The organism is Streptomyces sp. NPDC006602, assembly GCF_042870385.1.
Lineage (GTDB): Bacteria > Actinomycetota > Actinomycetes > Streptomycetales > Streptomycetaceae > Streptomyces.
Window position 1 is genome coordinate 211281 of the sequence record NZ_JBIAHG010000007.1, and the last position, 24911, is coordinate 236191.

At 71.1% G+C, this 24911-nt stretch carries 25 protein-coding genes and 1 riboswitch; of the genes, 14 read left to right on the forward strand and 11 right to left on the reverse strand.

What is annotated here, in order from left to right; all coding sequences use genetic code 11:
* Positions 1–3: 3 nt before the first annotated feature.
* The 4 genes from rlmN to ACFYO2_RS20865 all read left to right on the forward strand — a co-directional run bounded on the left by rlmN (position 4) and on the right by ACFYO2_RS20865 (position 5097).
* Positions 4–1110, forward strand: a complete 1107-nt coding sequence (gene rlmN / locus ACFYO2_RS20850) for a 23S rRNA (adenine(2503)-C(2))-methyltransferase RlmN (protein ID WP_388350866.1) — start codon at positions 4–6, stop codon at positions 1108–1110.
* A 24-nt stretch (positions 1111–1134) separates the two neighbouring features.
* A riboswitch (TPP riboswitch) is annotated at positions 1135–1240 on the forward strand.
* A gap of 88 nt (positions 1241–1328) precedes the next feature.
* A complete protein-coding gene (locus ACFYO2_RS20855) occupies positions 1329–2408 on the forward strand; it encodes a thiamine ABC transporter substrate binding subunit (RefSeq protein ID WP_388350869.1) in 1080 nt (359 codons plus the stop codon).
* Positions 2384–4057 (forward strand): ABC transporter permease, encoded by a 1674-nt coding sequence (locus ACFYO2_RS20860; protein ID WP_388350872.1) that lies wholly within the window; start codon positions 2384–2386, stop codon positions 4055–4057. Before ACFYO2_RS20855 ends, ACFYO2_RS20860 begins: the two co-directional genes overlap by 25 nt.
* Positions 4058–4074: 17 nt before the next feature.
* Entirely contained in the window at positions 4075–5097 is a 1023-nt protein-coding gene (locus tag ACFYO2_RS20865) for an ABC transporter ATP-binding protein (RefSeq protein ID WP_388350875.1), read from the forward strand.
* Positions 5098–5371: 274 nt separating this feature from the next.
* Here ACFYO2_RS20865 and ACFYO2_RS20870 read toward each other — a convergent pair whose 3' ends face one another.
* The 7 genes from ACFYO2_RS20870 to ACFYO2_RS20900 all read right to left on the reverse strand — a co-directional run bounded on the left by ACFYO2_RS20870 (position 5372) and on the right by ACFYO2_RS20900 (position 12164).
* Positions 5372–6061: an LAETG motif-containing sortase-dependent surface protein gene (locus tag ACFYO2_RS20870; RefSeq protein WP_388350878.1), complete on the reverse strand. Its 690-nt coding sequence runs from the start codon at positions 6059–6061 to the stop codon at positions 5372–5374.
* Between the two features lie 144 nt (positions 6062–6205).
* On the reverse strand, positions 6206–7327 hold the full coding sequence (locus ACFYO2_RS20875; RefSeq protein ID WP_388350881.1) for an LOG family protein: 1122 nt from the start codon (positions 7325–7327) through the stop codon (positions 6206–6208).
* Positions 7328–7350: 23 nt separating this feature from the next.
* On the reverse strand, positions 7351–7767 hold the full coding sequence (locus ACFYO2_RS20880) for a VOC family protein (RefSeq protein WP_388350884.1): 417 nt from the start codon (positions 7765–7767) through the stop codon (positions 7351–7353).
* A gap of 105 nt (positions 7768–7872) precedes the next feature.
* Positions 7873–9369, reverse strand: a complete 1497-nt coding sequence (locus ACFYO2_RS20885) for a hypothetical protein (protein ID WP_388350887.1) — start codon at positions 9367–9369, stop codon at positions 7873–7875.
* On the reverse strand, positions 9351–10091 hold the full coding sequence (locus ACFYO2_RS20890) for an ABC transporter ATP-binding protein (RefSeq protein ID WP_388350889.1): 741 nt from the start codon (positions 10089–10091) through the stop codon (positions 9351–9353). The genes ACFYO2_RS20885 and ACFYO2_RS20890 overlap by 19 nt, the downstream gene beginning before the upstream one ends.
* 181 nt (positions 10092–10272) lie before the next feature.
* A complete protein-coding gene (locus ACFYO2_RS20895; protein WP_388350892.1) occupies positions 10273–11664 on the reverse strand; it encodes an aspartate aminotransferase family protein in 1392 nt (463 codons plus the stop codon).
* Positions 11649–12164 carry an Lrp/AsnC family transcriptional regulator gene (locus ACFYO2_RS20900; RefSeq protein WP_388350895.1) on the reverse strand — a complete coding sequence of 172 codons (516 nt, stop codon included), beginning with the start codon at positions 12162–12164 and terminating at the stop codon, positions 11649–11651. The genes ACFYO2_RS20895 and ACFYO2_RS20900 overlap by 16 nt, the downstream gene beginning before the upstream one ends.
* A 184-nt stretch (positions 12165–12348) precedes the next feature.
* Here ACFYO2_RS20900 and ACFYO2_RS20905 point away from each other — a divergent pair, with 184 nt between their 5' ends.
* From ACFYO2_RS20905 to ACFYO2_RS20930, 6 genes are all read left to right on the forward strand, one after another.
* On the forward strand, positions 12349–13788 hold the full coding sequence (locus ACFYO2_RS20905) for a gamma-aminobutyraldehyde dehydrogenase (protein WP_388350898.1): 1440 nt from the start codon (positions 12349–12351) through the stop codon (positions 13786–13788).
* Positions 13789–14028: 240 nt separating this feature from the next.
* On the forward strand, positions 14029–14412 hold the full coding sequence (locus ACFYO2_RS20910) for a sortase-dependent protein (protein ID WP_388350901.1): 384 nt from the start codon (positions 14029–14031) through the stop codon (positions 14410–14412).
* Positions 14409–15038, forward strand: a complete 630-nt coding sequence (locus ACFYO2_RS20915; protein ID WP_388350904.1) for a class F sortase — start codon at positions 14409–14411, stop codon at positions 15036–15038. Before ACFYO2_RS20910 ends, ACFYO2_RS20915 begins: the two co-directional genes overlap by 4 nt.
* Positions 15035–15526: an RNA polymerase sigma factor gene (locus ACFYO2_RS20920; protein ID WP_388350907.1), complete on the forward strand. Its 492-nt coding sequence runs from the start codon at positions 15035–15037 to the stop codon at positions 15524–15526. Before ACFYO2_RS20915 ends, ACFYO2_RS20920 begins: the two co-directional genes overlap by 4 nt.
* Entirely contained in the window at positions 15510–15965 is a 456-nt protein-coding gene (locus ACFYO2_RS20925) for a hypothetical protein (RefSeq protein ID WP_388350910.1), read from the forward strand. Before ACFYO2_RS20920 ends, ACFYO2_RS20925 begins: the two co-directional genes overlap by 17 nt.
* A 37-nt stretch (positions 15966–16002) precedes the next feature.
* Positions 16003–16539, forward strand: a complete 537-nt coding sequence (locus ACFYO2_RS20930) for a hypothetical protein (RefSeq protein WP_388350913.1) — start codon at positions 16003–16005, stop codon at positions 16537–16539.
* Here ACFYO2_RS20930 and ACFYO2_RS20935 read toward each other — a convergent pair.
* The gene (locus tag ACFYO2_RS20935; RefSeq protein ID WP_388350916.1) at positions 16529–17683 is read right to left on the reverse strand and encodes a serine hydrolase domain-containing protein; all 1155 of its coding nucleotides are present in this window, start codon (positions 17681–17683) and stop codon (positions 16529–16531) included. The genes ACFYO2_RS20930 and ACFYO2_RS20935 overlap by 11 nt on opposite strands.
* A gap of 24 nt (positions 17684–17707) precedes the next feature.
* Here ACFYO2_RS20935 and ACFYO2_RS20940 point away from each other — a divergent pair, with 24 nt between their 5' ends.
* Together ACFYO2_RS20940 and ACFYO2_RS20945 are read left to right on the forward strand one after the other, a co-directional pair.
* Entirely contained in the window at positions 17708–17833 is a 126-nt protein-coding gene (locus ACFYO2_RS20940) for a hypothetical protein (RefSeq protein ID WP_388350919.1), read from the forward strand.
* 161 nt (positions 17834–17994) lie between these two features.
* Positions 17995–19650, forward strand: coding sequence for an RNA polymerase sigma factor (locus tag ACFYO2_RS20945; protein WP_388350922.1), 1656 nt, complete (start codon positions 17995–17997; stop codon positions 19648–19650).
* 60 nt (positions 19651–19710) lie between these two features.
* Here ACFYO2_RS20945 and ACFYO2_RS20950 read toward each other — a convergent pair whose 3' ends face one another.
* Together ACFYO2_RS20950 and ACFYO2_RS20955 are read right to left on the reverse strand one after the other, a co-directional pair.
* Positions 19711–20397 carry a glycerophosphodiester phosphodiesterase gene (locus ACFYO2_RS20950; protein WP_388350925.1) on the reverse strand — a complete coding sequence of 229 codons (687 nt, stop codon included), beginning with the start codon at positions 20395–20397 and terminating at the stop codon, positions 19711–19713.
* An 18-nt stretch (positions 20398–20415) separates the two neighbouring features.
* Positions 20416–21573: an adenosine deaminase gene (locus ACFYO2_RS20955; RefSeq protein WP_388350927.1), complete on the reverse strand. Its 1158-nt coding sequence runs from the start codon at positions 21571–21573 to the stop codon at positions 20416–20418.
* A gap of 57 nt (positions 21574–21630) precedes the next feature.
* Here ACFYO2_RS20955 and ACFYO2_RS20960 point away from each other — a divergent pair, with 57 nt between their 5' ends.
* The gene (locus ACFYO2_RS20960) at positions 21631–22521 is read left to right on the forward strand and encodes a DUF4190 domain-containing protein (protein WP_388350930.1); all 891 of its coding nucleotides are present in this window, start codon (positions 21631–21633) and stop codon (positions 22519–22521) included.
* 58 nt (positions 22522–22579) lie between these two features.
* Here ACFYO2_RS20960 and ACFYO2_RS20965 read toward each other — a convergent pair whose 3' ends face one another.
* Positions 22580–23146 (reverse strand): NADAR family protein, encoded by a 567-nt coding sequence (locus ACFYO2_RS20965; RefSeq protein WP_388350933.1) that lies wholly within the window; start codon positions 23144–23146, stop codon positions 22580–22582.
* 218 nt (positions 23147–23364) lie between these two features.
* Between ACFYO2_RS20965 and ACFYO2_RS20970 the strand changes: the two genes are divergently transcribed.
* Positions 23365–24903, forward strand: coding sequence for a gamma-aminobutyraldehyde dehydrogenase (locus ACFYO2_RS20970; protein ID WP_388350936.1), 1539 nt, complete (start codon positions 23365–23367; stop codon positions 24901–24903).
* Positions 24904–24911: the final 8 nt, after the last annotated feature.

Genomic DNA, 24911 nt, shown 5'->3' on the forward strand with positions numbered 1-24911 from the left:
GCCATGCCTAAGCCCGGAGAACTCACTTTCGTCGCCCCGCGCGGAGCCAAGAAGCCGCCGCGGCATCTCGCCGACCTCACGCCCGCCGAGCGCAAGGAAGCGGTGGCCGCGGTCGGTGAGAAGCCGTTTCGTGCCAAGCAGCTCTCGCAGCACTACTTCGCGCGGTACGCGCACGATCCGCAGGAGTGGACGGACATCCCGGCCGGCTCCCGCGGGCGGCTTCAGGAGGCGCTGCTTCCGGACCTGATGTCGGTCGTCCGGCATCAGTCGACCGACCAGGACACCACCCGCAAGACGCTGTGGCGGCTGTTCGACGGGACCCTCGTCGAGTCGGTGCTGATGCGCTACCCGGACCGGGTGACCATGTGCATCAGCTCCCAGGCGGGCTGCGGCATGAACTGCCCGTTCTGCGCCACCGGACAGGCGGGCCTGGACCGGAACCTGTCCACCGCGGAGATCGTGCACCAGATCGTGGACGGGATGCGGGCGCTGCGGGACGGCGAGATCCCCGGTGGTCCGGCGCGGCTGAGCAACATCGTCTTCATGGGCATGGGGGAGCCCCTCGCCAACTACAACCGGGTCGTCGGTGCCATCCGGCGGCTCACCGACCCCGAGCCGGACGGGCTCGGGCTGTCGCAGCGTGGGATCACCGTCTCGACGGTCGGACTCGTCCCGGCGATCAACCGCTTCGCCGACGAGGGCTTCAAGTGCCGTCTCGCCATCTCGCTGCACGCGCCGGACGACGAGCTGCGCGACACCCTCGTCCCCGTGAACACACGGTGGAAGGTGCGCGAGGTCCTCGACGCGGGCTTCGAGTACGTCGAGAGGTCCGGGCGCCGGCTGTCCATCGAATACGCGCTGATCCGGGACATCAACGACCAGGCATGGCGGGGCGACCGGCTCGGGCGGCTGCTCAGGGGCAAGCCCGTGCACGTCAACCTGATCCCGCTGAACCCGACGCCGGGTTCGAAGTGGACCGCCTCCCGCCCCGAGGACGAGAAGGCGTTCGTCGAGGCCATCGCCGCCCATGGTGTACCGGTCACCGTCCGGGACACCCGTGGACAGGAGATCGACGGGGCGTGTGGTCAGCTCGCCGCGACCGAGCGGTAGTGTGACGTCCGTACGTACATCTTCATATTCCGACAGGGGAGCGCCACAGCGCTGAGAGTGCGGCACCGGCCGCAGACCCTCTGAACCTCGCCCAGGTCATTCTGGGTAGGAAGTTCGGTCACTACTCGAGCTGTTGCGCCCTGCCCGGGAGCCCTCGGATTCTTCGAGGCGCCCGGGCAGGGCCGCGTCTCTTCCTGGCCACCCCCAGGAGGAATTCTGTGAGCATCACCAAGAAGGCCACGGTTGTCGCCGTGGGACTCGGCCTCGTCACGCTCGCCGCGTGCGGGTCCTCCGACGCCGGAAGCGGCGGCGGCGAATCCAAGACCGTGACCCTCGTCAGCCACGACTCGTGGGCCGTCTCCAAGAGCGTCCTCGCGGGCTTCGAGAAGCAGTCCGGCTACAAGGTCAAGGTCCTCAAGGACGGCGACGCCGGGCAGGCCGTCAACAAGGCGATCCTGACCAAGGACAACCCGCAGGGCGACGTCTTCTTCGGCGTCGACAACACCCTGCTGTCGCGGGCGCTCGACAACGGGCTCTTCCAGTCGTACGAGGCGAAGGGCTCCGACCAGGTCGACCCCCAGTACCGGGTCGACCAGGACAAGCACCGGGTCACGCCGATCGACACCGGCGACATCTGCGTCAACTACGACAAGGCGTACTTCAGCAAGCACAAGCTGGCCCCGCCCACCTCGCTCGACGACCTGATCAAGCCCGCGTACAAGAACCTCCTCGTCACCGAGAACGCCTCCACCTCCTCGCCCGGCCTCGGCTTCCTGCTGGGGACCGCCGCCAAGTACGGCGACGACGGCTGGTCGGACTACTGGAAGAAGCTGAAGGCCAACGGCGTGAAGGTCGTGGACGGCTGGGAGCAGGCCTACAACGAGGAGTTCTCCGGTTCCGCCGGCGGCAAGAAGGCCAAGGCCGACCGGCCGCTGGTCGTCTCGTACGCGTCCTCGCCGCCCGCCGAGGTCATCTACGCCGACCCGAAGCCGACGACCGCGCCCACGGGCGTCGCCGCCGGCACCTGCTTCCGCCAGGTCGAGTACGCGGGCCTGCTGAGCAACGCCGAGAACACCAAGGGCGGCAAGGCGCTCCTCGACTTCCTGCTCACCAAGGAGTTCCAGGAGGACATGCCGCTCAACATGTTCGTCTACCCGGTGCGGGAGGGCGCGCAGGTGCCGGCCGAGTTCACCAAGTACGGTCCGCAGGCCAAGGATCCCGAGACCATGGACCCGGCCGAGATCGCCGACAACCGTGACCAGTGGGTCAAGTCGTGGACCTCGCTCGTACTGAAGTAGCCCCGCGCAAGGGCCCCGGGAGGAGCGCGGCGGCGCGGCTCGGCCTCATCGCCGTGCCCGTCGCGTTCTTCGCGGTCTTCTTCGCCTACCCCGTCGCCGCGATCGTCGTACGCGGCCTCAAGGTCGACGGGGTGTGGCAGCTCGGCCGGATCGTGGACGTCATCGGGCAGTCCGACATACGGCACGTCCTGTGGTTCACCACCTGGCAGGCGCTCGCCTCCACCGCGCTCACCCTGCTGATCGCGCTGCCCGGCGCGTATGTCTTCGCCCGCTTCGAGTTCCCGGGCAAGCAGGTCCTGCGGGCGGCCGTGACCGTGCCCTTCGTGCTGCCGACGGTCGTCGTCGGTACGGCGTTCCTGGCGCTCGTCGGGCGCGGCGGGCTGTTGGACGAGCTGTGGGGCGTACGCCTGGACACCACCGTGTGGGCGATCCTGCTGGCGCACGTCTTCTTCAACTACGCGGTGGTCGTACGGACGGTCGGCGGGCTCTGGTCCCAGCTCGACCCGCGGCAGGAGGAGGCCGCCCGGATGCTCGGCGCCTCCCGGCTCGCGGCCTGGCGGAAGGTCACGCTGCCGGCGCTCGCGCCCGCTGTCGCCGCCGCCGCGCTCATGGTGTTCCTCTTCACCTTCACCTCCTTCGGTGTGGTGCAGATCCTCGGCGGGCCGACCTTCTCGACGCTCGAAGTGGAGATCTACCGGCAGACGTCCGAGATCTTCGACCTGTCCACGGCCGCCGTGCTGACGCTGATCCAGTTCGTGGCGGTCGGCGCGATCCTCGCCCTGCACGCGTGGACCGTACGGCGGCGGGAGACCGCCCTGCGGCTGGTGGACGCGTCCGTGACCGCGCGCCGGCCGCGCGGGGCCGGGCAGTGGGCGCTGCTGGCGGGCGTCCTCGTCTCCGTCGTCGTACTGCTTCTGCTGCCGCTCGCCGTGCTGGTGCAGCGGTCCCTCGACGCGCCCGACTTCGCCTACTACCGGGCGCTGACCAGTGAGGACGGCGGGCTTTTCCTGGTGCCGCCGATCGAGGCGATCGGCAACTCGCTGCAGTACGCCGTCGTGGCCACCGCCATCGCCGTGCTGATCGGCGGACTGGCCGCCGTGGTACTCACCCGCCGGGACGCGGGGCGGTTCGTGCGCGGCTTCGACGCCCTGCTGATGCTGCCGCTCGGGGTGTCCGCGGTGACCGTCGGGTTCGGTTTCCTGATCGCGCTGGACGAGCCGCCGCTGGATCTGCGGTCCTCGTGGATCCTGGTGCCGCTCGCGCAGGCGCTGGTCGGTGTCCCCTTCGTCGTACGGACCATGCTGCCCGTGCTGCGGGCGGTGGACGTACGGCTGCGGGAGGCGGCGGCCGTGCTCGGGGCGTCGCCGTGGCGGGTGTGGCGCGAGGTCGATCTGCCGATGGTACGGCGGGCGCTGCTGATCGCGGCGGGGTTCGCCTTCGCGGTGTCGCTCGGGGAGTTCGGGGCGACGGTGTTCATCGCGCGGCCCGACAACCCGACCCTGCCGGTCGCCGTGGCGCGGCTGCTCGGGCGGGCCGGAGAGCTCAACTACGGGCAGGCGATGGCCCTTTCGACGATTCTGATGATCGTGTGCGCGGTGGCGCTGCTGGTGCTCGAGCGGCTGCGGACCGACCGGGCCGGGGAGTTCTAGATGCCGGGGAGTTCTGGATGCTGTTGAGCCTTGAGGACGCGACCGTACGGTTCGGTGGGCGGGCCGTGCTGGACGGGGTCGGTCTCGGTGTCGCCGAGCACGAGATCGTGTGCGTGCTCGGGCCCAGCGGCAGCGGCAAGTCGACGCTGCTGAGGGTGGTGGCCGGGCTCCAACCCCTGGACGGGGGGCGTGTGTTGCTCGACGGGCGTGACCAGGCGGGCCTGCCGGCGCACAAGCGCGGCGTGGGGCTGATGTTCCAGGACCATCAGCTGTTCCCGCAGCGGGACGTGGGCGGCAACGTCGGGTTCGGGCTGCGGATGCACGGGGCGTCGAAGGAACAACAGGGCCAGCGTGTACGGGAGTTGCTGGACCTGGTCGGGCTGCCGGGGGCCGGGCGGCGGGCCGTCGCCTCGCTGTCCGGAGGGGAGCAGCAGCGGGTGGCGCTGGCCCGGGCGCTGGCCCCCCGGCCGCGGCTGCTGATGCTGGACGAGCCGCTCGGGCAGCTCGACCGGTCGCTGCGGGAGCGGCTCGTCGTCGAACTGCGGGAGCTCTTCGGGCGGTTGGGGACGACCGTGCTCGCCGTGACCCACGACCAGGGCGAGGCGTTCGCGCTCGCCGACCGGGTCGTGGTGATGCGGGACGGGCGGATCGCCCAGTCCGGTACGCCTCTTGAGGTGTGGCAGCGGCCGGCGGACGAGTTCGTGGCTCGCTTCCTCGGCTTCGAGAACGTGGTCGAGGGGACGGTCGCCGGGGAGGCCGCGGACACGCCGTGGGGCAAGGTGCCGGTGCCTGCGGGGGCTGCGCAGGGGGTGCGCCCCTTGCTGGTGCGGCCCGCGGGGGTACGGCTCGTGGGTGCGGATGAGGGGTTGCGGTGTGTGGTGGCCGGGCGGACGTTCAAGGGCACGCATGTCGCCGTGCATCTGCAGCCGGAGGAGGATGCGCCTCGGTTGGAGGCGGCGTGTGCGTTGCGGGTGGCGCCGGGGGTGGGGGACGTGGTGGGGGTGGAGTTCGACGGGGATGAGATCGTCGTGCTCGGTTGATCCAGGTGGCGGCCGGCGCTGAGCCCTGTGCTGCCGTCGGTTGCGTGGTGCCCGGCGTGGGGGCCGGCGGCGAGTGGGTTCGCTCGCCCGCGCCGGCGGGGCGCCGCTGCGCCCACCCTCCCCCACTCTCGGCTTCGCTCGAGCGGTGGGCCCCATCGCCCAGCGGCACGACTGCCCGCAGCCACGTGCGGCAGCGCGGATGTTCGCACCCACGCGCCGTGGCCCGCCCCCTCTGGCGTGAGGGGACGGGCCACGGGGCGGCGTGCGGAAGGTGTCAGCGGCTGCTGTTCGTGCCGCGGCGGCGCAGGCCGAAGAACACGGCTCCGCCGCCGATCGCGACCAGGGCGGCCGCGAGGCCGGCGATGATGCCGGTGTTGGAGTTCGCGCCGGTCTCGGCGAGGTTGGAGTCACCGGCAGCGGGCGACGGAGCGCTGCTCGCGGTGTCCGCCGGGGCGGTGCTGCTGCTCTCCGAGGCCGACGGGGCCGGGGTGATGGTCTCCTCGGCCGGGGTCGAGGCGGACACCGACGGAGTCGGGGTGGGCGTCGGCGTCGGGGTGTCCTCGGTCTTGCAGGCCGTCGACGGGGTGGTCAGATTCGGCGTGATGTCCTCGTCGACGTAGTTCGCGGCCTTGATGTGGATGCGGTACTCGGCGTTCGGCAGCCAGTCCTCTTCGAAGGTGATGGTGGTGCCTTCGGCCGAGCCCTTGACCACCTGCTGGCCGATCTTCTTCACGTCGGCGCCGTTGTTCTCGAGGAACACGGAGACGGTGGCCGGGACACCGCCGGCGTCCACGTCGGTGACGGTGATGACGCCCTTGGTGCCGTCGCACTTGGCTTCGGCGGAGAAATCACTGATGTTGCAGGCGAGCGCGCTGCCGGCGGCACCGAGCGCGAGCGCGGCCGAGGCGGATGCGACACCGAGGATGCGCACGGAGCGTGCGACGGTACGGCGAGTTATGGACACGTTTGTCCTTCATGAGTTAAGCAACTGCGGGGGGCTGATGGGACGTTGGGACACCAACATCCCCAAGAGGCTCACAGGTCTATAAGCGCTACATAAGAAGTGTCAACGCATATGCAGGCTACAAGCGTTTGCTTTGCCTTCTGTTTAACTGACGAGACGTTTCAGCGCCCCCGGAGCCTCCTCGATCCGGTCAACCAGGGCGATTCGGGCCTCCATCGAACGCTCCCGCGCGAGTGCCTGAAGAAGCGGCCACGTGGGCAGTCGCTCCGTCCAGTGGTCGCGGTCCACGAGGACCATCGGCGTGGGCTCGCCGCGCGACTCGTAGTAGTTCGGCGTCGCGTTGTCGAAGATCTCCTGTACGGTCCCGGCAGCGCCCGGCAGGAAGACCACACCGGCGGTGCAGCGGGCCAACAGGCCGTCCTCGCGCGTGGCGTTGGCGAAGTACTTGGCGATGTGCGAGGCGAAGGCGTTCGGCGGCTCGTGGCCGTAGAACCAGGTCGGAACGCCGACGGAGGTGCCGCCCTTCGGCCAGCGGGTGCGTACCTCGAAGGCGGCCGACGCCCATTCGGTGATCGAGGGCGTGAACTTCGGCGCCTTGGCGAGGAGTAGGAGCGACTCGGTCAGCATGTCGTCGTCGTACGGGGCGGCGTACGCGCCGAGGTTCGCCGCCTCCATCGCGCCCGGGCCGCCGCCGGTGGCGACCGTGAAACCGGCACGGGCCAGCTCCCGGCCGAGCCGCGCGGCACCGGCGTAGGCCTCCGTGCCGCGGGCCATCGCGTGGCCGCCCATCACGCCCACCACCCGTGTCCCGCACAGGAGTTCGTCGAGGGCGTCCGAGATGGAGTCGTCGTGGACCGAGCGCAGCATCGAGGCGAATATGTCGCCGTCGGCCTTCGTCCGCTGGAACCACGCGTACGCCAGGGCGTCGGGCGTGGCCTCATAGCCGTCCGCCAGGGACGCGAACAGCTCGTCGGGGGAGTGGAGCAGGCCCCGGTACGGGTCGAAGGGCAGGTCGGGGACGGGCGGGAAGACCATCGCGCCGTCCGCCCGGACCTTGGCCGCCGCGTCCTGGCGCATGGGGCAGCCGAGAAAGACGGCGCCCGCCGTGTCGGTCGCGAGCAACTCCCGCGTACGGTCCGTCAGATCGACGGCCTGCACCCGGAATCCGGCGAGGGTCGCACGGGTCGACACGGTCGCGTCGAACTCGTCGAGGGTCTCGATCTCACGGTCGTCGTGGTGGGCCGCATGGGCGGGCATCGTCTGCACCCGCCCATGCTAGGCACAGTGGTTCACCCCTCGATGGCGGACGGGTCCATCCACACGACCTCCCAGGTGTGGCCGTCGAGGTCGTCGAAGGAACGGCCGTACATGAAGCCGTGATCCTGGGTCTCGCCGGACGGGAAGCCGCCCGCGGCGAGGGCCTTCTCGACCAGCTCGTCCACCTTCTCGCGGCTCTCGGCGCTCAGCGCGATCAGTACCTCGCTGGTCTTCGTGGCGTCGGCGATCTCCTTCTTGGTGAAGGTCGCGTAGAAAGGCTTGGTGAGCAGCATGGCCACGATCGTGTCGCTGATCACAACGGAGGCCGCGTCCTCGTTGCTGAACTGTGGGTTGATCGTGTAGCCCAGCTCGGTGAAGAACTTCTTCGAGGCGTCGAGGTCGTTCACGGCCAGATTCACGAAGATCATCTGCTGGTACGTCGAGGTCATCGGTCTCTCCCATCGGTGTGTGGCGTTCGGTGGGGTAGACGGTGCGTCCCGGCGGAACTCATCGGTCGGCGGAGATTTTTTCGTGTGAGGTTCTCGTCCGGGCTTTCAGCCGGCCAGCGGCAGCGCCGCCAGCTCGGCCACGATCAGCGTCAGCGGGCCGAACAGGGCCAGCAGCGCGCCGGCGCGGAGGGCGGCGGCGCTGCGCAGCATCGTGGCGGGCGCGCCGAGCCGCAACAGCGCGGCCGTGGTCTCGGCGCGGGCGTGCTTCGCCTCGACGGCGGCGGTGAGCAGCGTCGCCACCGTGCAGCCGGTCACCAGGAGCAGGCCGAGGAGGGTCAGCGGGCCGGGCTCCGCCGTGTCGTACAGCGCGGCCATCGCGTACGTGCCCGACGCCACCGCGCAGACGACGCCGAGGGGGCGGCCGACGCGGGTGGCTTCCGCCATGAGGACGCGGCCGGCGAGGAGGCGGAGGGCGCCGGGGCGGGCGGTCTGGAGGAGGCGGCCGCAGAGGTGGGTGAGGCCGGGGCCGGCGAGGGCGAGGCCGGTGGCGGTGAGGATCCAGCCGATGAGGACGGAGGCCGGGCCAGGGGTGGGGAGCCCGCCGGGCGTGGTGACGGGGGTGCCGGGTGTGGTGCGGGTGGCGTATGCCTCTACCGCGAGGCCTGCGGCGAGTACGGCGGTGCCCCAGGGGAGGCCGCGGGGGGCCTCTTGGGTGGCTGGGGAGAGGGTGCCGGGGTCGAGGTCGGGGGTGCGCGCGTCCTGGACCGGTACGTGCAGGTGGGTTTCACTCGCCCACGTTTGCGGGGTGCCGCCTGCGCCCACCCTCCCCCACTCTCGGCTTCGCTCGAACGGGGGGACCCCCATCGCCCCAGCGGCACGACTGCCCGCGGGCTGCGCGGCTGGGTCGGGCTCGGGCTGTGCGGGTTGGTCGGTCACGGGCTGCGTGCCCCCGTGGCTTACGGGCTGTGTGGCGGCTCCCAGGCGGGCGCCGAAGCGGCCGTGTGCTCCGAAGGTCTCCCTCGCGGGCGAGTTGCCGTACGCGCCGAAGCGGCCGTACGACCTGCCCCGCGGGCGGGTCGATGACGGGCTGTCTTCGCGGGAGCGCAGTGCCCAGCCCACCGCGGCCGATGCGGCGGCCGGGGTCAGGGCGAGCAGGGTCAGGGCGGCCGGCAACGGCAGTGGGTGCTTGGCTGCGAGGAACTCCGATGCCGCGCCGTCGAAGGGCATGCCCCTCAGGTCGCCTCGCAGGTGGAGAAAGACCAGAAGGGCGAGCATCGAGCCCAGCGTGCAGGACAGGGCCGTCGTGGTCGCCGAGACCGCCATCAGGCGGGTCGGGCCCAGGCCGATGGCCGAGAGGCCGGGGCGGGGTCTGGTGGCGGGGTCGGTGCGGGCCACGGCGACGGCGAAGTGGACCGTGGCTGCCAGGGGGGTCGCGCACCAGGCCAGGCGGAGGATCGAGGCGCCGGGGGCGTCCGGGTGGCTCATCGCGTAGCCGAGGGTGCAGAGCAGGAGGAAGCCCGTGCCGGCCGCGGCCGCCGTCACCAGGAGGCGGCGGAGTCGGACGGCCGGGTGGGCGCCGCGGGTCAGACGGAGAGCGAGCACGTGGCCCGGCCTTCGGGCTCGGTGACGGGGGGCAGGTGCACGGTCTTCACGCGCCGTCCGTCCAGCAGCGACACCGTGCGGTCGGCGAGGGCGGCCGTGTCCGCGTCGTGGGTGGCCAGCACCACCGTGATGCCGTGCGAGCGGGCCGCCGTGGTGAGCGTGCGCAGGACGTGGGCGCTGTCGGCGCGGTGCAGGGACGCCGTCGGCTCGTCGGCGAACAGGACCGTCGGAGCGGGGGCCAGGGCCCGCGCGATGCAGACGCGCTGGCGCTCGGACTGGCGTAGTTCGTGGGGGCGTTTGCGGGTGCTGTCGCCGATGTCCAGGCGCTCCAGCCACTCCAGGGCGGCGGTCTTGGCGCGGCGACGACTGGTGCCGCGCAGCATCAGGGGGAGGGCCGCGTTCTCCCAGACGTTCAGCTCGGGGACGAGGGCCGGGGCCGGGTCGATCCAGCCGAAGCGGTCGCGGCGCAGGCGTTCGCGGGTCGTCGGGCGCATGGTGTGCACGGGCGCGCTGTTGAACCAGACCTCGCCGCGCTGCGGGGGAACCAGGCCGGACAGGCACCGCAGCAGGGTCGACTTGCCGCTGCCGCGCGGGCCGCTGACGGCGAGGATCTCGCCCTCGCGGACGCCGAGCGAGACGCCGTTGAGCGCGGGCGAGCCGTCGTTGTGGGTGAAGTGCAGGGCGCGAGCCCAGAGCACGTCGTTGTCCGGCGGGGCCACCATGGGCGTACACCTCGTTCAGATCCGTATTCCCTGTGCCGATCCCCCGTGCGGGGGAACGAAGGCAGGGCCGATCGGTTACAGGGCACGCTAAGGATCCGGGGCCACGACGCCGGACAGCGCGCGGCCCGGGTGCACCCTTCTCACTCGTACGGGTGCACCCGGGCCGCGGAGGCGCCGGGGGCTAGAGCTTCGTCCAGGCCTCCGTCAGCGTCGCGCGCAGGATCTGCTCGATCTCGTCGAACGTGCCCTGGTCGGAGATGAGCGGCGGGGCGAGCTGGACGACCGGGTCGCCGCGGTCGTCGGCACGGCAGTACAGGCCGTTGTCGAAGAGGGCCTTGGAGAGGAAGCCGTACAGGACGCGCTCGGTCTCCTCGTCGTTGAAGGACTCCTTCGTCGCCTTGTCCTTCACCAGCTCGATGCCGTAGAAGAAGCCGTTGCCGCGGACGTCGCCGACGATCGGCAGGTCGTGCAGCCTCTCCAGGGTGGAGCGGAACGCGCCCTCGTTGTCGAGGACGTGCTGGTTGAGGTTCTCGCGCTCGAACAGGTCGAGGTTGGCCAGACCCACCGCGGCCGACACCGGGTGGCCGCCGAAGGTGTAGCCGTGCAGGAAGGTGTTGTCGCCCTTGTAGAACGGCTCGGCGAGGCGGTCGGAGATGATGCAGGCGCCGATCGGGGAGTAGCCCGAGGTCATGCCCTTGGCGCAGGTGATCATGTCCGGGACGTAGTCGAACTTGTCGCAGGCGAACATCGTGCCCAGGCGGCCGAAGGCGCAGATGACCTCGTCGGAGACCAGCAGGACGTCGTACTGGTCGCAGATCTCGCGGACCCGCTGGAAGTAGCCGGGCGGGGGCGGGAAGCAGCCGCCCGCGTTCTGTACCGGCTCCAGGAAGACGGCGGCGACCGTTTCCGGGCCTTCCATGAGGATCTGCTGCTCTATCTGGTCGGCGGCCCAGCGGCCGAAGGCCTCGGGGTCGTCGCCGAAGAGCGAGGCGCGGTAGATGTTGGTGTTCGGGACCTTGTGCGCGCCCGGCACCAGCGGCTCGAAGGGAGCCTTCAGGGCCGGCAGGCCGGTGATGGACAGGGCGCCCTGCGGGGTGCCGTGGTAGGCGACGGCACGGGAGATCACCTTGTACTTGGTGGGCTTGCCGGTCAGCTTGAAGTACTGCTTGGCGAGCTTCCAGGCGGTCTCGACCGCCTCGCCGCCGCCGGTGGTGAAGAAGACCTTGTTCAGGTCGCCCGGCGCGTGGTGGGCCAGCCGCTCCGCCAGTTCCACGGCCTTGGGGTGGGCGTAGGACCACACCGGGAAGAACGCCAGCTCCTGGGCCTGCTTGAAGGCCGCCTCGGCCAGCTCCACGCGGCCGTGGCCGGCCTGGACCACGAACAGACCCGCGAGACCGTCCAGGTAGCGCTTGCCCTTGTCGTCGTAGATGTAGGTGCCCTCACCCCGGACGATCGTAGGGACGGGGGAGTTCTCGTACGAGGACATGCGGGTGAAGTGCATCCACAGGTGGTCGTACGCGGTCCTGCTGAGGTCCTTGGGGCTGTCGGTGCTCACGATTATCGGGTTCCCCACATGTAGGTCTGCTTCTTGAGCTTGAGGTAGACGAAGCTCTCGGTGGAGCGCACTCCGGGGATGGCTCGGATGCGTTTGTTGATGACTTCCAGAAGGTGGTCGTCGTCCTCGCAGACGATCTCCACCATCAGGTCGAAGGAGCCTGCGGTCATCACCACGTACTCGCATTCGGACATTGCGGTGACCGCGTCGGCGACGGACTCCACGTCACCTTCCGCGCGGATGCCGACCATCGCCTGCCGTCGGAAGCCCACGGTGAGCGGGTCCGTGACGGCGACGATCTGCATCACGCCCTGGTCGAGCAGCTTCTGCACGCGCTGACGCACGGCGGCCTCGGAGAGACCGACGGCCTTGCCGATGGCGGCGTACGGCCGGCGGCCGTCCTCCTGGAGCTGTTCGATGATGGCGAGGGAGACGGCATCCAGGTGGGGGGTGCCGTGCCTGGACTCGCGGGAGTCACTGGGGTCTGCGCTTCGACTGGCCACGACGTCACTGTGCACGACGTCTCGACACTTCCGCAAGGTCGAAGCGATGAAATTCGTTGTTTACGTGACTGAGACTTGCGGATTTCGCAGCCTTGACGCAATCGGGGGTGTTGAAAACGTGGGCGGGCGGATTAGGGTGGGTGTCTCAGTCAATGGACAGTTCGACCCGACACATTCGACCCGACACAGGAGGCCGGCAGTGAGCACCGAGCTGCGTCGTCTGCGCAACTTCATCGACGGTGAGTTCCGGGACGCCGCCGACGGACGCACCACCGAGGTGGTCAACCCCGCGACCGGCGAGGCGTACGCGACCGCGCCGCTGTCCGGGCAGGCGGACGTGGACGCCGCCATGGCGGCCGCCGCCGCGGCCTTCCCCGGCTGGCGCGACAAGACCCCCGCCGAGCGCCAGAAGGCCCTCCTGAAGATCGCCGACGCCTTCGAGGAGCGCGCCGAGGAACTCATCGCGGCCGAGGTCGAGAACACCGGCAAGCCGGTCGGGCTGACCCGCGACGAAGAGATCCCGCCGATGATCGACCAGATCCGCTTCTTCGCGGGCGCGGCCCGGATGCTCGAAGGCCGCTCGGCCGGCGAGTACATGGAGGGGCTTACCTCGATCGTCCGCCGCGAGCCGGTGGGCGTCTGCGCGCAGGTCGCGCCGTGGAACTACCCGATGATGATGGCCGTATGGAAGTTCGCCCCGGCGCTGGCGGCGGGCAACACGGTCGTGCTGAAGCCCTCGGACACCACCCCGGCGTCGACGGTCCTGATCGCCGACATCCTCGGCTCGATCCTGCCCAAGGGCGTCTTCAACGTCATCACCGGTGACCGAGAGACCGGCCGCATGATGGTCGAGCACCCGATCCCGGCGATGGCGTCCATCACCGGCTCCGTACGCGCCGGCATGCAGGTCGCCGAGTCCGCGTCGAAGGACGTCAAGCGGGTCCACCTGGAGCTGGGCGGCAAGGCGCCGGTCGTCGTGTTCGAGGACACCGACATCGCCAAGGCCGTCGAGGGCATCTCCGTCGCGGGCTTCTTCAACGCCGGGCAGGACTGTACGGCCGCCTGCCGAGTCCTCGTCCACGAGGCCATCCACGACGAGTTCGTGTCGGCGCTCGCCAAGGCCGCCGCGGATACCAAGACCGGGCAGCCGGACGACGAGGACGTCCTGTACGGCCCGCTGAACAACCCCAACCAGCTCGCGCAGGTCGAGGGCTTCATCAACCGCCTCCCCGCCCACGCGCGCGTGGAGACCGGCGGCAAGCGCGTCGGCGACAAGGGGTACTTCTTCGCCCCGACCGTCGTCTCCGGCGTCAAGCAGGACGACGAGATCATCCAGAAGGAGGTCTTCGGGCCGGTCATCACCGTCCAGTCCTTCCGCGACGAGGACCAGGCCGTGGAGTGGGCCAACGGCGTCGAGTACGCCCTCGCCTCCTCCGTGTGGACCAAGGACCACGGCCGCGCGATGCGGATGTCCAAGAAGCTCGACTTCGGCTGCGTGTGGATCAACACCCACATCCCGCTGGTCGCCGAGATGCCGCACGGCGGCTTCAAGAAGTCCGGCTACGGCAAGGACCTTTCGTCGTACGGCTTCGACGACTACACGCGGATCAAGCACGTGATGACGTCGCTGGATTCCTAGTCATACGGCGTCAGCAGGGCGTCGGTACGGCGTACAGCGCGGCCCCCGGACGGAAGTCGACCGTCCGGGGGCCGCGGTGTTCCCCTCCGTGGTGGCCTCGGACGCTGCTCGTCAGCGCGGCATCCAGGACGGCTTTGCCATCTCTTTACAACCCGTTCTCCCGCTGCCTCGTCTCTCCCGTCGATCTGCAACCCAGCCCGCCGAGCCACGGCCGGGCGGACCGACGAGAGAGAGCGATTCATGCGCCGAACTGTCCTGAGCGCCATGGCACTTGCGGGCACCGCCGTGCTGGCGGGAGCCGTGCCGGCGTTCGCCGACGGGGGGACCCCGACCCCGGCCCCCACCAGCCCCCCGGCCGCGAGCGCCGTACCGACCCCGGTCCCGTCCGCGACCACCGCTCCGAGCGAGGCTCCGACCGCCGATCCGAGTGCCGAACCCACTCTGGCGCCTTCCCCGGGCCAGGTGTCCGTCGTGCCGAGCGGAGCTCCTGACACCGGTGTCGCCGAGGAGTCTGCGAAGTCCGGGTCCACGAGCGGGCTGATCGGCGGGGGCGCCGCCGCGGCGTGCGCTGTCGGGGGCGCCGCGTTCTACGTCGTACGGCGTCGGCGGGCGACCGGGGCATGACCACGTTCTCCAGGCGCGCTTTCGTCACCGCGGCGACGGCCTCGCTGCTCGTGAGCTGTGGCGGTGGCGGTGGCGGTGGTCCGACCGGAGGGCGCACGGGCAGCAGCACGCCACCGCCTTCGCGGAGTTCCGCGAAGGCGGTGCACGCCCTTGGACGTTCGGTCCCGGTCGGGCTGCTGATCCCGGCACTCGGCGTCGACACCCCGGTGATGCAGCTGGGGCTGGCCCCGGACGGCAGTGTGCAAGTGCCCCCGATCACCGCGCACGACCGGGCGGGCTGGTACCGGCACTCGCCGACGCCGGGGCAGACCGGTCCGTCGGTGATCCTCGGTCATGTCACGGTCGGGGCCTACGGGGACGGGGTCTTCCGTCACCTCGACCGGCTGCGCCGGGGCGACCGGATCGCGGCGCGCCTGGAGAACGGCACGACGGCCGAGTTCGTCGTCACCGACGTACGGACGGTCGCCAAGGCGGACTTCCCCGCGAAGGACGTCTACGGGAACGTGAACCGGCCGGAGTTGCGTCTCGTCACATGCGGCGGACCTCGTACCGGTGAGGGCTATCGCGACAACGTGATCGTCTTCGCCGCACTGGGTTCGGCGCCGGACTCCGCAGGAGAGCGTTGAAACGGTCCCGCGAGAAGGCAGCGTCCGAGCTGTTCGCCGCCCTCTATCCGCGCCTCGCCGGCTGGTGCCGTCGGCTGGTCGACGACGACGAGACGGCCCACGAGATCGCCTCGGAGGCATTCACCCGGCTCTGGGGCCGCTGGACCTCCGTGGCGGAGCCCCGGGGCTTCCTCTACGTGACCGCGGCCAACCTCGTCCGGGACCACTGGCGCAAACTGGAGCGCGAACGCAGGGCCGTGCGCCGTGCCACCGCCGAAGCCGCCGTACGCCCGCAGACCGAACAGGCCGATCCGTCCGTACGCCTGCTCGTGCAGTCGCTGCCGGAACGACTGCGCGTGCCGATCCTGCTGCACTACTACGCCGACATGCCGATCCGGGAGGTGTCCGTGCTGACCGGGCGCAAGGAGGGAACCGTCAAGGCCGACCTCCACGCGGCCCGTGAACTGCTCCGCGCCCATCTGGGGAGAAGCCTTGATCACACACTCTGACGAGGGTCCGGAGTTCGAGCCCGACGACCCGCTGGCGGTCGTCCTGCGGCCCGCCTCCGACTATCTCGGCCCGCCCGCCGGCCGCTACGAGGCGATCCGCCGCCGTGCGGTCCGCCGCCGCCTGGTGCGTGCCGCGGCCGGAGTGGGCGTGACGTGCGCGGTCGCCGCCCTCGCCGCGCTGCCGTTCCGTCTGGCCACGCACGAGGCACCCGTGACCCCCTCGGTCCCTCTGGCCCCGCGGCCCGCGAGCAGCCCTTCGGTCCCGCCCAACCCGTCGGCGACCCCCGTGCCCGTCAACCCCTACCCCACCGGGAGGGGCGCGAGCCCCGGACCCTCCACCCCGGCCGACGCGTCCGCCCCCACCAGCGCGCCGTCGACCACTGCGACGTCGCAGCCCAGCGAGGCACCCGTCCCGACCGCGAGCAGCACCGGACCATAGTTTTGAACGTGTTCAATTAAGGGCGTACGCTGCTGCCATGAGCGACAGAGCCGCCCTCCTTCGGGGCATCCGCGCATGGTTGGTCCTCTTCGTCGTCTGCCTGGTGCTCAGCGGCGCCACGGCCTTCCCCCTCGTCCACGAACTGCGCTGGACCGAGGACCTGTTGCGGGCACTGTCCGCGCCGGAGTACCTGCCCGGGCTCATGGACTGGATCGAACAGGTCCGGCAGGGGCTCGACGTGGTCGACGCCGAATACCCCTTCGTGCTGTACGGCACGGACTGGCTGGCCTTCGCGCACCTCGTCATCGCGGTCGCCTTCTACGGCCCCTACCGCGACCCGGTCCGCAACATCTGGGTCGTCGAGTTCGGGATGATCGCCTGCGCCGGGATCGTGCCGCTCGCGCTGATCTGCGGACCGATCCGGGGGATCCCCTTCTGGTGGAGCCTGATCGACACGGCGTTCGGGGTCTTCGGGGTGGTCCCGCTGTATGTCGTGCGCAAGAGGATCAAGCGGCTGGAGGCGCTGACGGCCGCGGTGCCGGCAGCGCCTGCCGGTGCCGTCGTCAGCGGTTGAACGCAGGGAAGGCGAAGCGTCGGGCGATGGCCTCGCCGTCGCCCCGCGCGTCGGTCGAGTTGACGGAGTAGACCACGGTCCGGGACAGGTCGCGGGTGGCCGCGACGACCGTGTGGTAACCGGGACGGGATCCCGTCTTGGCCCAGACGGTCCGGCCGTTCAGCTTGAACGGCGAGAACGGCGCGCCCATCGTGGCGCCCGGCACGTCCGGCACCGCGAACATCTCGTTCAGCTGCGGCTCGGGCACGACACGCCCGCTGAACACGCCCACCAGCAGCCGTTCGAGGTCCGCGGTCGTCGAGATCATGTCGCCGGCCGCCCACCGGTCGGACATGTTCCAGTCGGTCACGTCCACCAGCTCGCCGTCGATCCAGTCGTATCCGCGGTTGTGCGGTCCGTGCACGCGGGGGTCGGGGCCGTCGGGGAACGTCGTGTGCCGCATGCCGAGCGGCCGGAAGATCCGCACGTCCGCCTGGTGGGCGTACGAGTCGCCGGTGATCTTCTCGATCAGCATGCCGAGCACGGTGTAGTGGATGTTGCCGTACTCCTGCCGTTCGCCGGGTGCGTGGTCGGGATCCGGGCCCTTGGCGACCGACGCGGCCACGACCTTCTCGGGCGTCAGCGTCTCGAAGCGGTGCGGGTACATCTCCTCGGTGCTGTCGCCGAGGGCCGCCCCGGGCCGCAGGCCGCTCGTGAAGTTCAGCAGCTGCCGCACGGTGATGGGCGCGAAGTCCTCGGTGAGCAGGCCGGGCAGGTACTGCTGCACCGTGCCGTCCAGGGAGATCCGCCCCTCGGCGGCGAGTCGCAGCACGATCGCCGCGGTCACGACTTTCGTCGTCGATCCGGCCCGGAACCGCGCGTTCTCCAGCGCGGGCGCCCCGGTTCGCAGGTCGCGCACCCCGGCTGTCCCACGCCAGCTCCCCTTGCCGCCCACCCGCACGAGGGCCGCGGTGGCGTCCTGGTCGGGGAGGCCCTCGATCGCGGCCTCCAGGGCTTTGGTGTCCGGGCCGGCCGGCGTGGTGTGCGCCAAGGCCGGTAAGGAGGCCGGTCCGGACGCGGCGAACGCGGGGGCTGCCAGGGGGACGGCGCTCAGGGCGAGGACGAGAGAGGCGGCGAGGACGGTCGTACGGCGGCGGGCGCGCATATGTTGCTCCAGAGGTCGACGTATGTGTTTGTGATCATCCTGCGGGCGTACGACGACCTCTGGATCGTCTCCGAGGAGGGCGCCCTCCCCTGGTCGAACCCCGAGCAAGTGCCGTGCAAGGGGAGGGAGTTGTCAGGGGAGGCCCCCTAGGGGGACCGGCCGCGAGCAAAAACTGTTATCCCCGCGGCCTTCACGCCGTCTCCGCACTGTGATCCCGGACATAGCCAACAGCCCCGGCCTGCCTGAGAGGGTGCGTGCAGAAGACCACTGACCTCAGCCGTCACTTAAGTCACCGCCACCGAAAGGGCCCCGTGGACACCCAGCACTGGCGCTCCACCATCGCCGCCGCCCAGGCCGGCGACCGGCGGGCGCTGGACGAGCTCGTCGCGGGCTGGCTGCCGCTGGTGTACAACATCGTCGGCCGGGCCCTGAACGGTCACGCCGACGTCGACGACGTCGTCCAGGAGACGATGCTGCGGGCCGTTGACAACCTCGGCTCGCTGCGCGACCCGGACAGCTTCCGGTCCTGGCTGGTGGCGATCGCCATGCGGCAGATCCGGGACCGGGCCCGCCGCAGGACCACCGACCGGCTGGACGAGTCGGCACCCCAGGACGCCGCCGACTTCGCCGAACTGACCGTCCTCAGGCTCCAGTTGGAGGGGCAGCGGCGCGAGGTCGCGGAGGCGGTGCGCTGGCTCGACGACGAGGACCGCCAGCTGCTCTCCCTGTGGTGGCTGGAGGTCGCCGGCGAACTGACCCGGCGCGAGCTCGCCGCGGCCGTCGGCATCAGCCGGCAGCACGCCGCCGTGCGCGTCCAGCGGATGAAGGAGCGCCTGGAGACCTCGCGCGGCATCGTGCGCGCCCTCGACGGGGCCTGCCCGGACCTGCGTGAACGGACCGCCCGCTGGAACGGCCGCCCCGACTCGGTCTGGCGCAAGCGGCTGGCCCGGCACCTGCGGGGCTGCGGCTACTGCGGCGACGCCCGTGAGCCGGTCGTACCGGCGGAGCGCCTGCTCGTCGGGATCGCGCTCGTCCCGGTTCCCGTCGGCTTCACCCTCGCGCTGGCCTTCGGCGGCAAGACGGCGGCCGCCGCCACCGCCGCGAGCACCTCCGTCGGCTGGTCCGCCAAGGTGCTGGGCGCGCTCACCAAACCGGCCGTCGCCATGACGGCGAGCGCGACCATCGTCGCGGGCGGCGCGTACGTCGTCACGCAGAACCCCGACCCGGTACCGCCGCCGCGCGCGGCCGTCACCAGCTCCGCCCCGGCGGCCACCTCCGCCCCGCCGCCCGTTCCGGCCACCCCGTCCCCCTCCCCGTCGGCGACGAAGAAGGCCGACCTGTACGGCACCGTCGTCGACGCCGTGGACCAGGCACCGGACCCGGACGCCAAGCCCGCGGAGCTGCCGCACCGGCCCGAGTCCGGGATCACCAGCACGGGCGGGCGGCAGGCCGTGATGCAGCACCGCGGCGACGGCGTGACGCTCAGCGGCCAGGGGTACGTGCTGGTCCGTTGGCAGATATCGCCGCACTCACGGCCGGGCTCGCTGGTCATGCCGACCTGGACCGGCCTGAAGGGCAAGCTCTTCCACGTCGCCTCGGGCGGCGGCCGCCGCATGGACGATCCCCTCCCCGGCAGCCCGGGCGGCTATGCCACCGGCATGGGCGGCCCGGACATCGGATACGCGGTCCTGCCGGACGGCACGCAGCAGATGTGGCAGAACGAGTACTTCTACGTCGACGGCAGCGTCACCCTCACCGTGAACGAGCGGGGCGCCGACTACGGCCTGAGCGTCTTCCCGACGACCTGGGACAAGGTGACCGAGGACATCACGGCCGGACCTCCCCAGGGCGTGATCCGCTACGGGCTGGTCCGCGACACCGGCGAGGACGACACCCCCGTACCCCAGTACGTCACGCGCGAGACCCCGGCCGACCCGGCGACCGTCCCTCAGGAGTCGCGCGTGTAGCGCCCCGCGTGCCGGCCGGGCGCGTGTAGCGCCCCATGTGCCGGCCGCGCTCCTGCGAGGTCAGACGCCGTCCCGCAGGGCGCACAGGAGCTCGACGCGGTTGGTGGTGATCGAGTCGACGCCGATGTCGATGAGGCGGCGCATGGAGCGGCGGGTGTCGGGGGTCCAGACGGAGAGCAGGTAGCCGTCGGTGTGGACGCGTTCGGCGAGGGCGCGGTCGACCAGTGTGAAGCGGTAGTTGAGCCAGCGCGGCCGGACCGCGTCCAGCAGCGCGGGCCGCGGCGGCGCCAGGGTCGTCCAAGTCAGCGCGATCTCGGCGGCCGGGTCGGCGGCGCGCACGGCGAGCATGGCCGTGGCGTCCGCGCAGTAGTACACGCGCTCCTCGGCCCCGCACTCGCGCACGACGTCCACGACCCGTCGCGCCACCCGCACGTCGCGCGTTCCCGGCAGGTCGAGCATCACCCGGCTGTCGCCGGTCGCGGCCAGCGCCCGGGCCAGCGTCGGCACCTTGTCGTCGGTGAGCCCGCGCACCTCGTCCGACGACAGTGACAGCAGCGGGCGGTCGTGCTCCCACAGCCGCTTCAGCGTCTCGTCGTGCAGCAGTACGGGCACGCCGTCCCGGGTGAGCCGTACGTCGATCTCGACCGCGTCCGCGCCCAGTCGAAGTGCGGAACGCAGCGAGTCGATCGTGTTCTCACGGACGCGGTAGGGGTCGCCGCGGTGGGCCACGGCGGTCAGCTTCTGCATGCGCCCATTGTGCTGGGATCAGGGAGCGAGCCACGCCCCGGTGTAGGTGTCGATCTCGTCCTTGATACGGGCCTTGCCGGCCGCGTCCAGGAAGGACGCCTCCACCGCGTTCTTGGCCAGGTCGGCCAGGCCCCGCTCGTCGAGCTCCAGCAGCCGGGCGGCGACGGCGTACTCGTTGTTGAGGTCCGTACCGAACATCGGCGGGTCGTCGGAGTTGATCGTGACCAGGACGCCGGCCCGCACGAACTCCTTGATCGGGTGCTCGTCGAGGGTGCGGACCGCGCGCGTGGCGATGTTGGAGGTCGGGCACACCTCCAGGGCGATCCGCTGCTCGGCGAGGTGGGCGAGAAGCTTCTCGTCCTGCACGGAACTGGTGCCGTGCCCGATCCGCTCGGCGCGCAGATGGGTCAGCGCGTCCCACACCGTCTCGGGTCCGGTGGTCTCGCCGGCGTGCGGCACCGACCGCAGGCCCGCGGCGATCGCCCGGTCGAAGTACGGCTTGAACTGCGGCCGCGCTACGCCGATCTCGGGCCCGCCGAGCCCGAACGACACCAGCCCCTCCGGCCGCACCCGGTCCTCGGTGGCCAGCCGCGTCGTCTCCTCGGCGGCCTCGAGACCAGCCTCGCCGGGAATGTCGAAGCACCAGCGCAGTACGGTCCCGAAGTCGGCCTCGGCCGCCTTGCGGGCGTCTTCGATCGCCTCCATGAAGGCGCCCTCGTCGATACCGCGCCGGGTCGAGGAGAACGGCGTGAGGGTCAGCTCGGCGTACCGCACCTGCTGCCGGGCGAGGTCCCGGGCCACCTCGTACGTCAGCAGCCGTACGTCCTCCGGGGTGCGGATCAGGTCGACGACCGACAGGTACACCTGGATGAAGTGGGCGAAGTCCGTGAACGTGAAGTAGTCGACCAGGGCCTCGGGGTCGGTGGGCACCTTGGAGTCGGGGTGGCGGGCGGCGAGCTCCGAGACGATCCGCGGGGAGGCGGAGCCTACGTGGTGCACATGCAGTTCGGCCTTCGGCAGCGACGCGATGAAGGCGTGCAGGTCGCGCGGGACACGGGGGTCGATGAGGCGGTCGGTCAAGGTTCCTCCCCGGGAACGGCGCCCTGGGCCGGTGTGCGGCGGGACGCGGGTGATCGGCTGATCGATGACTCGGGGATCATCGTAGGCCGGGGTCACGCCGGACGGGTCCGGGCCTTAACATGACGGCACGTTCATACAGAGGGGGGCCCGCGCATGTCCGACGACGCGCAGACGCCGGAAGCGCAGGGAAATGCCGCTCCGGGGCCGACGCCGAGCGGTGGGAGCGGTGAGCCCGCCGACGCCGTCCCCGACCCGTGGGCCGCGCCGGCCGACCAGCAGCCCGACCGGCCCGATGCCGGGTCGAAGCCGTGGCCGACCCCGCCGCAGGACTCTCCCGCCGGCCCCGGTGCCACCGTCGCCGACACGGGGTCCCTGACCCCGCCGACGGTCTCGTCGACCTCCTCCGTGCACGATCAGCAGACGGTCACGTCGATGCCGCCCGTCGGCGGCCCCGAAGCGCCCAAGCCCTGGTCCTCGCCCTTCACCCCGGCGGCCTCGTCGCCGGGCCAGGGGAACGGCTCGGACAACCCCTTCGCCCCGCCCAACCCGACCGCACCCGTGCCCCCCGGCCCTGCGGGCGCCTTTCCCGCCCCGGCCCCCGTCGCCTCCTTCCCGGCCGCTCCCCACGGACAGGAGCAGGTGCCCCCGCCGCCCATCGCTCCCGGCGGACCGGGCCAGGCCCCGTACGGCTACCCCGGCGGCTACGGCCACCCGGCCCCGCCCGGACCCGGCTACGGCGCGCACGCCCCGTATTCCCAGGGCCCCGGCGCCTACTACGGCTGGCCCGGCATGCCGCCCACCCCGAACAACGGGATGGGTACGGCCTCGCTGATCATCGGCATCATCTCCGCCGTCGGCTTCTGCATGTGGCCGATCGCCATCGTCGGCGGCATCGTCGCCGTGGTCCTCGGCGTGCTCGCCCGGCAGAAGGCGCGGCGCGGCGAAGCCACGAACGCCGGCCAGGCCCTGGCCGGGATCATCTGCGGCTCGGTGGGTCTGGCCCTGGCCATCGGGATGATCGCGGTACTGGTCTTCGTGTCCTGAGCCCAGCCGCGCGGGAGGGAGCCCATTTCCGCCGCCGGCCCGACGCACCCGACCAGCGCTACGTCCGCAACCGCTCCCGCGCCTCCATCAACGCGAACCCCAGCAGGTTCGGCCCCCGCCACAGCTCCGGGTTCCCGGCCCGCTCGTCGTCCGCCGCGAGTCCGATGCCCCAGATGCGGTCCACGGGGCTGGCCTCGACCAGTACCCGGTTCCCGGTGCGCAGCAGGAAATCCCGCAGATCGGTGTGTGCGGCGAACTTGTGGACGCTGCCCTCGACCACGATCCGGTACCGCTCGCGCTCCCATACGGTGTCGTCGAATCCGCGCACGAGCCGCCCGGCCTTCTTGGCCTGGGCCGGGCTCCGCGCCTCGACTGCGGCGCGTTCGGCCTCCGGGTCGCCGAAGAGGCGCGCCTTGGACGCCATCATCCAGTGCTCGGCCGTCCGGTACGCCACGCCGTCCACGGTGAACGGCGACGGCCACCACTGACTCAGGCAGCTCGCGCCCACCTGGCCGTCCGGGCGCGGCCGATGCCCCCAGAAGTGCAGGTACTTCACCTTCGCCCCGGAACGGACTTTCCTCGTCAGGGCCTCCCGGGAAGTGATCTCCCCCGTCGTTCTCTCCATGCACCCGAGTCTGGCAGCCACCACGGACACTCCGTCCTGCCTTTTCCATGTCGACTCGACACCCGGTCGACAGATTCCGTCGCGTAACCAAAAGGCAACAACGGAATCACTTGTTGAGTGCCCTTAGCTCTGTCAGGATCGGCACTCAAATCGAGCTGGAGCTACGCCACCCGCCTCCGACGAAGCGCGGGGCGACGGCGGAGGAGAGCGAGAGCGACATGCACAACCCGGGCAGTGCCACCCCGGAACGATTTCCGGCCCAGGACCGCTTCGTGGACGGCGCGCAGTTCATCGCGGGGCGCCTGACCAAGGGCACCTCCGGCCGTACCCACGTGGTCGTCGACCCGTCGACCGGGGAGGACGTGTACACGTACGAGCTGGCGGGCGCCGCCGACGTGGACGCGGCCGTCGCCGCCGCCCGCGCGGCGTTCCCCGGCTGGTCCTCGGCCACCCCGGGTGAGCGCTCCGACGCCCTGCACCGCTTCGCCGCGGTGCTCGCCGAGCGCGCGGAGGACTTCGCCCGGGCCGAGTCCCTCCAGTGCGGCAAGCCGCTCAAACTGACCCGCGAGTTCGACGTCCCGGGCACCATCGACAACACCGCCTTCTTCGCCGGTGCCGCCCGCCACCTCCAGGGGCAGTCGGCCGGCGAGTACTCCGGCGACCACACCTCCTATGTGCGCCGTGAACCCATCGGCGTCGTCGGCTCCATCGCGCCCTGGAACTACCCCCTCCAGATGGCCGCCTGGAAGATCCTCCCGGCCATCGCCGCGGGCAACACGATCGTCCTGAAGCCCGCCGAGCTCACCCCGCTCACCTCGCTGCTCTTCGCCCAGGCGGCCACCGACGCCGGGATCCCGGACGGCGTGATCAACATCGTCACCGGCACCGGCAAGGAGGCCGGCGAGCACCTCGTCGGCCACCCGGACGTGGCCATGACCTCCTTCACCGGCTCCACCGCGGTCGGCAAGCGGGTCGCCGAGGTCGCCACCGCGACCGTCAAGCGCCTCCACCTGGAGCTGGGTGGCAAGGCACCCTTCGTGGTCTTCGACGACGCCGACCTGGAGGCGGCCGTCCACGGCGCGGTCGCGGGCGCGCTCATCAACACCGGGCAGGACTGCACGGCCGCCACGCGCGCGTACGTACAGCGGCCCCTCTACGAGGCGTTCGTCGAGCGGACGGCCGCCCTCATGGAGACCGTCCGGCTGGGGGACCCGTTCGCGCCGGGCACCGACCTCGGCCCGCTGATCTCGCACGCGCAGCGCGACCGGGTCGCCGGATTCGTCGACCGGGCGCGTGCCTACGCGCGCGTGGTGACCGGCGGTAAGGCCCCTCAGGGGGATCTCGAGAACGGCGCGTACTACCGCCCGACCCTGGTCGCCGACGCCGCCCAGGACAGCGAGATCGTCCAGTCCGAACTCTTCGGGCCGGTCCTCGTCGTCCTGCCCTTCGACAGCGACGACGAGGGGATCCGGCTGGCCAACGACACCCCGTACGGGCTCGCCGCCTCCGCGTGGAGCCGGGACGTGTACCGGGCGAACCGCGCCACCCGCGAGATCAAGGCGGGCTGCGTATGGGTCAACGACCACATCCCGATCATCAGCGAGATGCCCCACGGCGGATACAAGGCGTCCGGCTTCGGCAAGGACATGTCCGCGTACTCGTTCGAGGAGTACACCCAGATCAAGCACGTCATGTTCGACAACACGGCGGTGCCGCGCAAGGACTGGCACCGCACGATCTTCGGGGACCGGCAGTAGTCGATTTC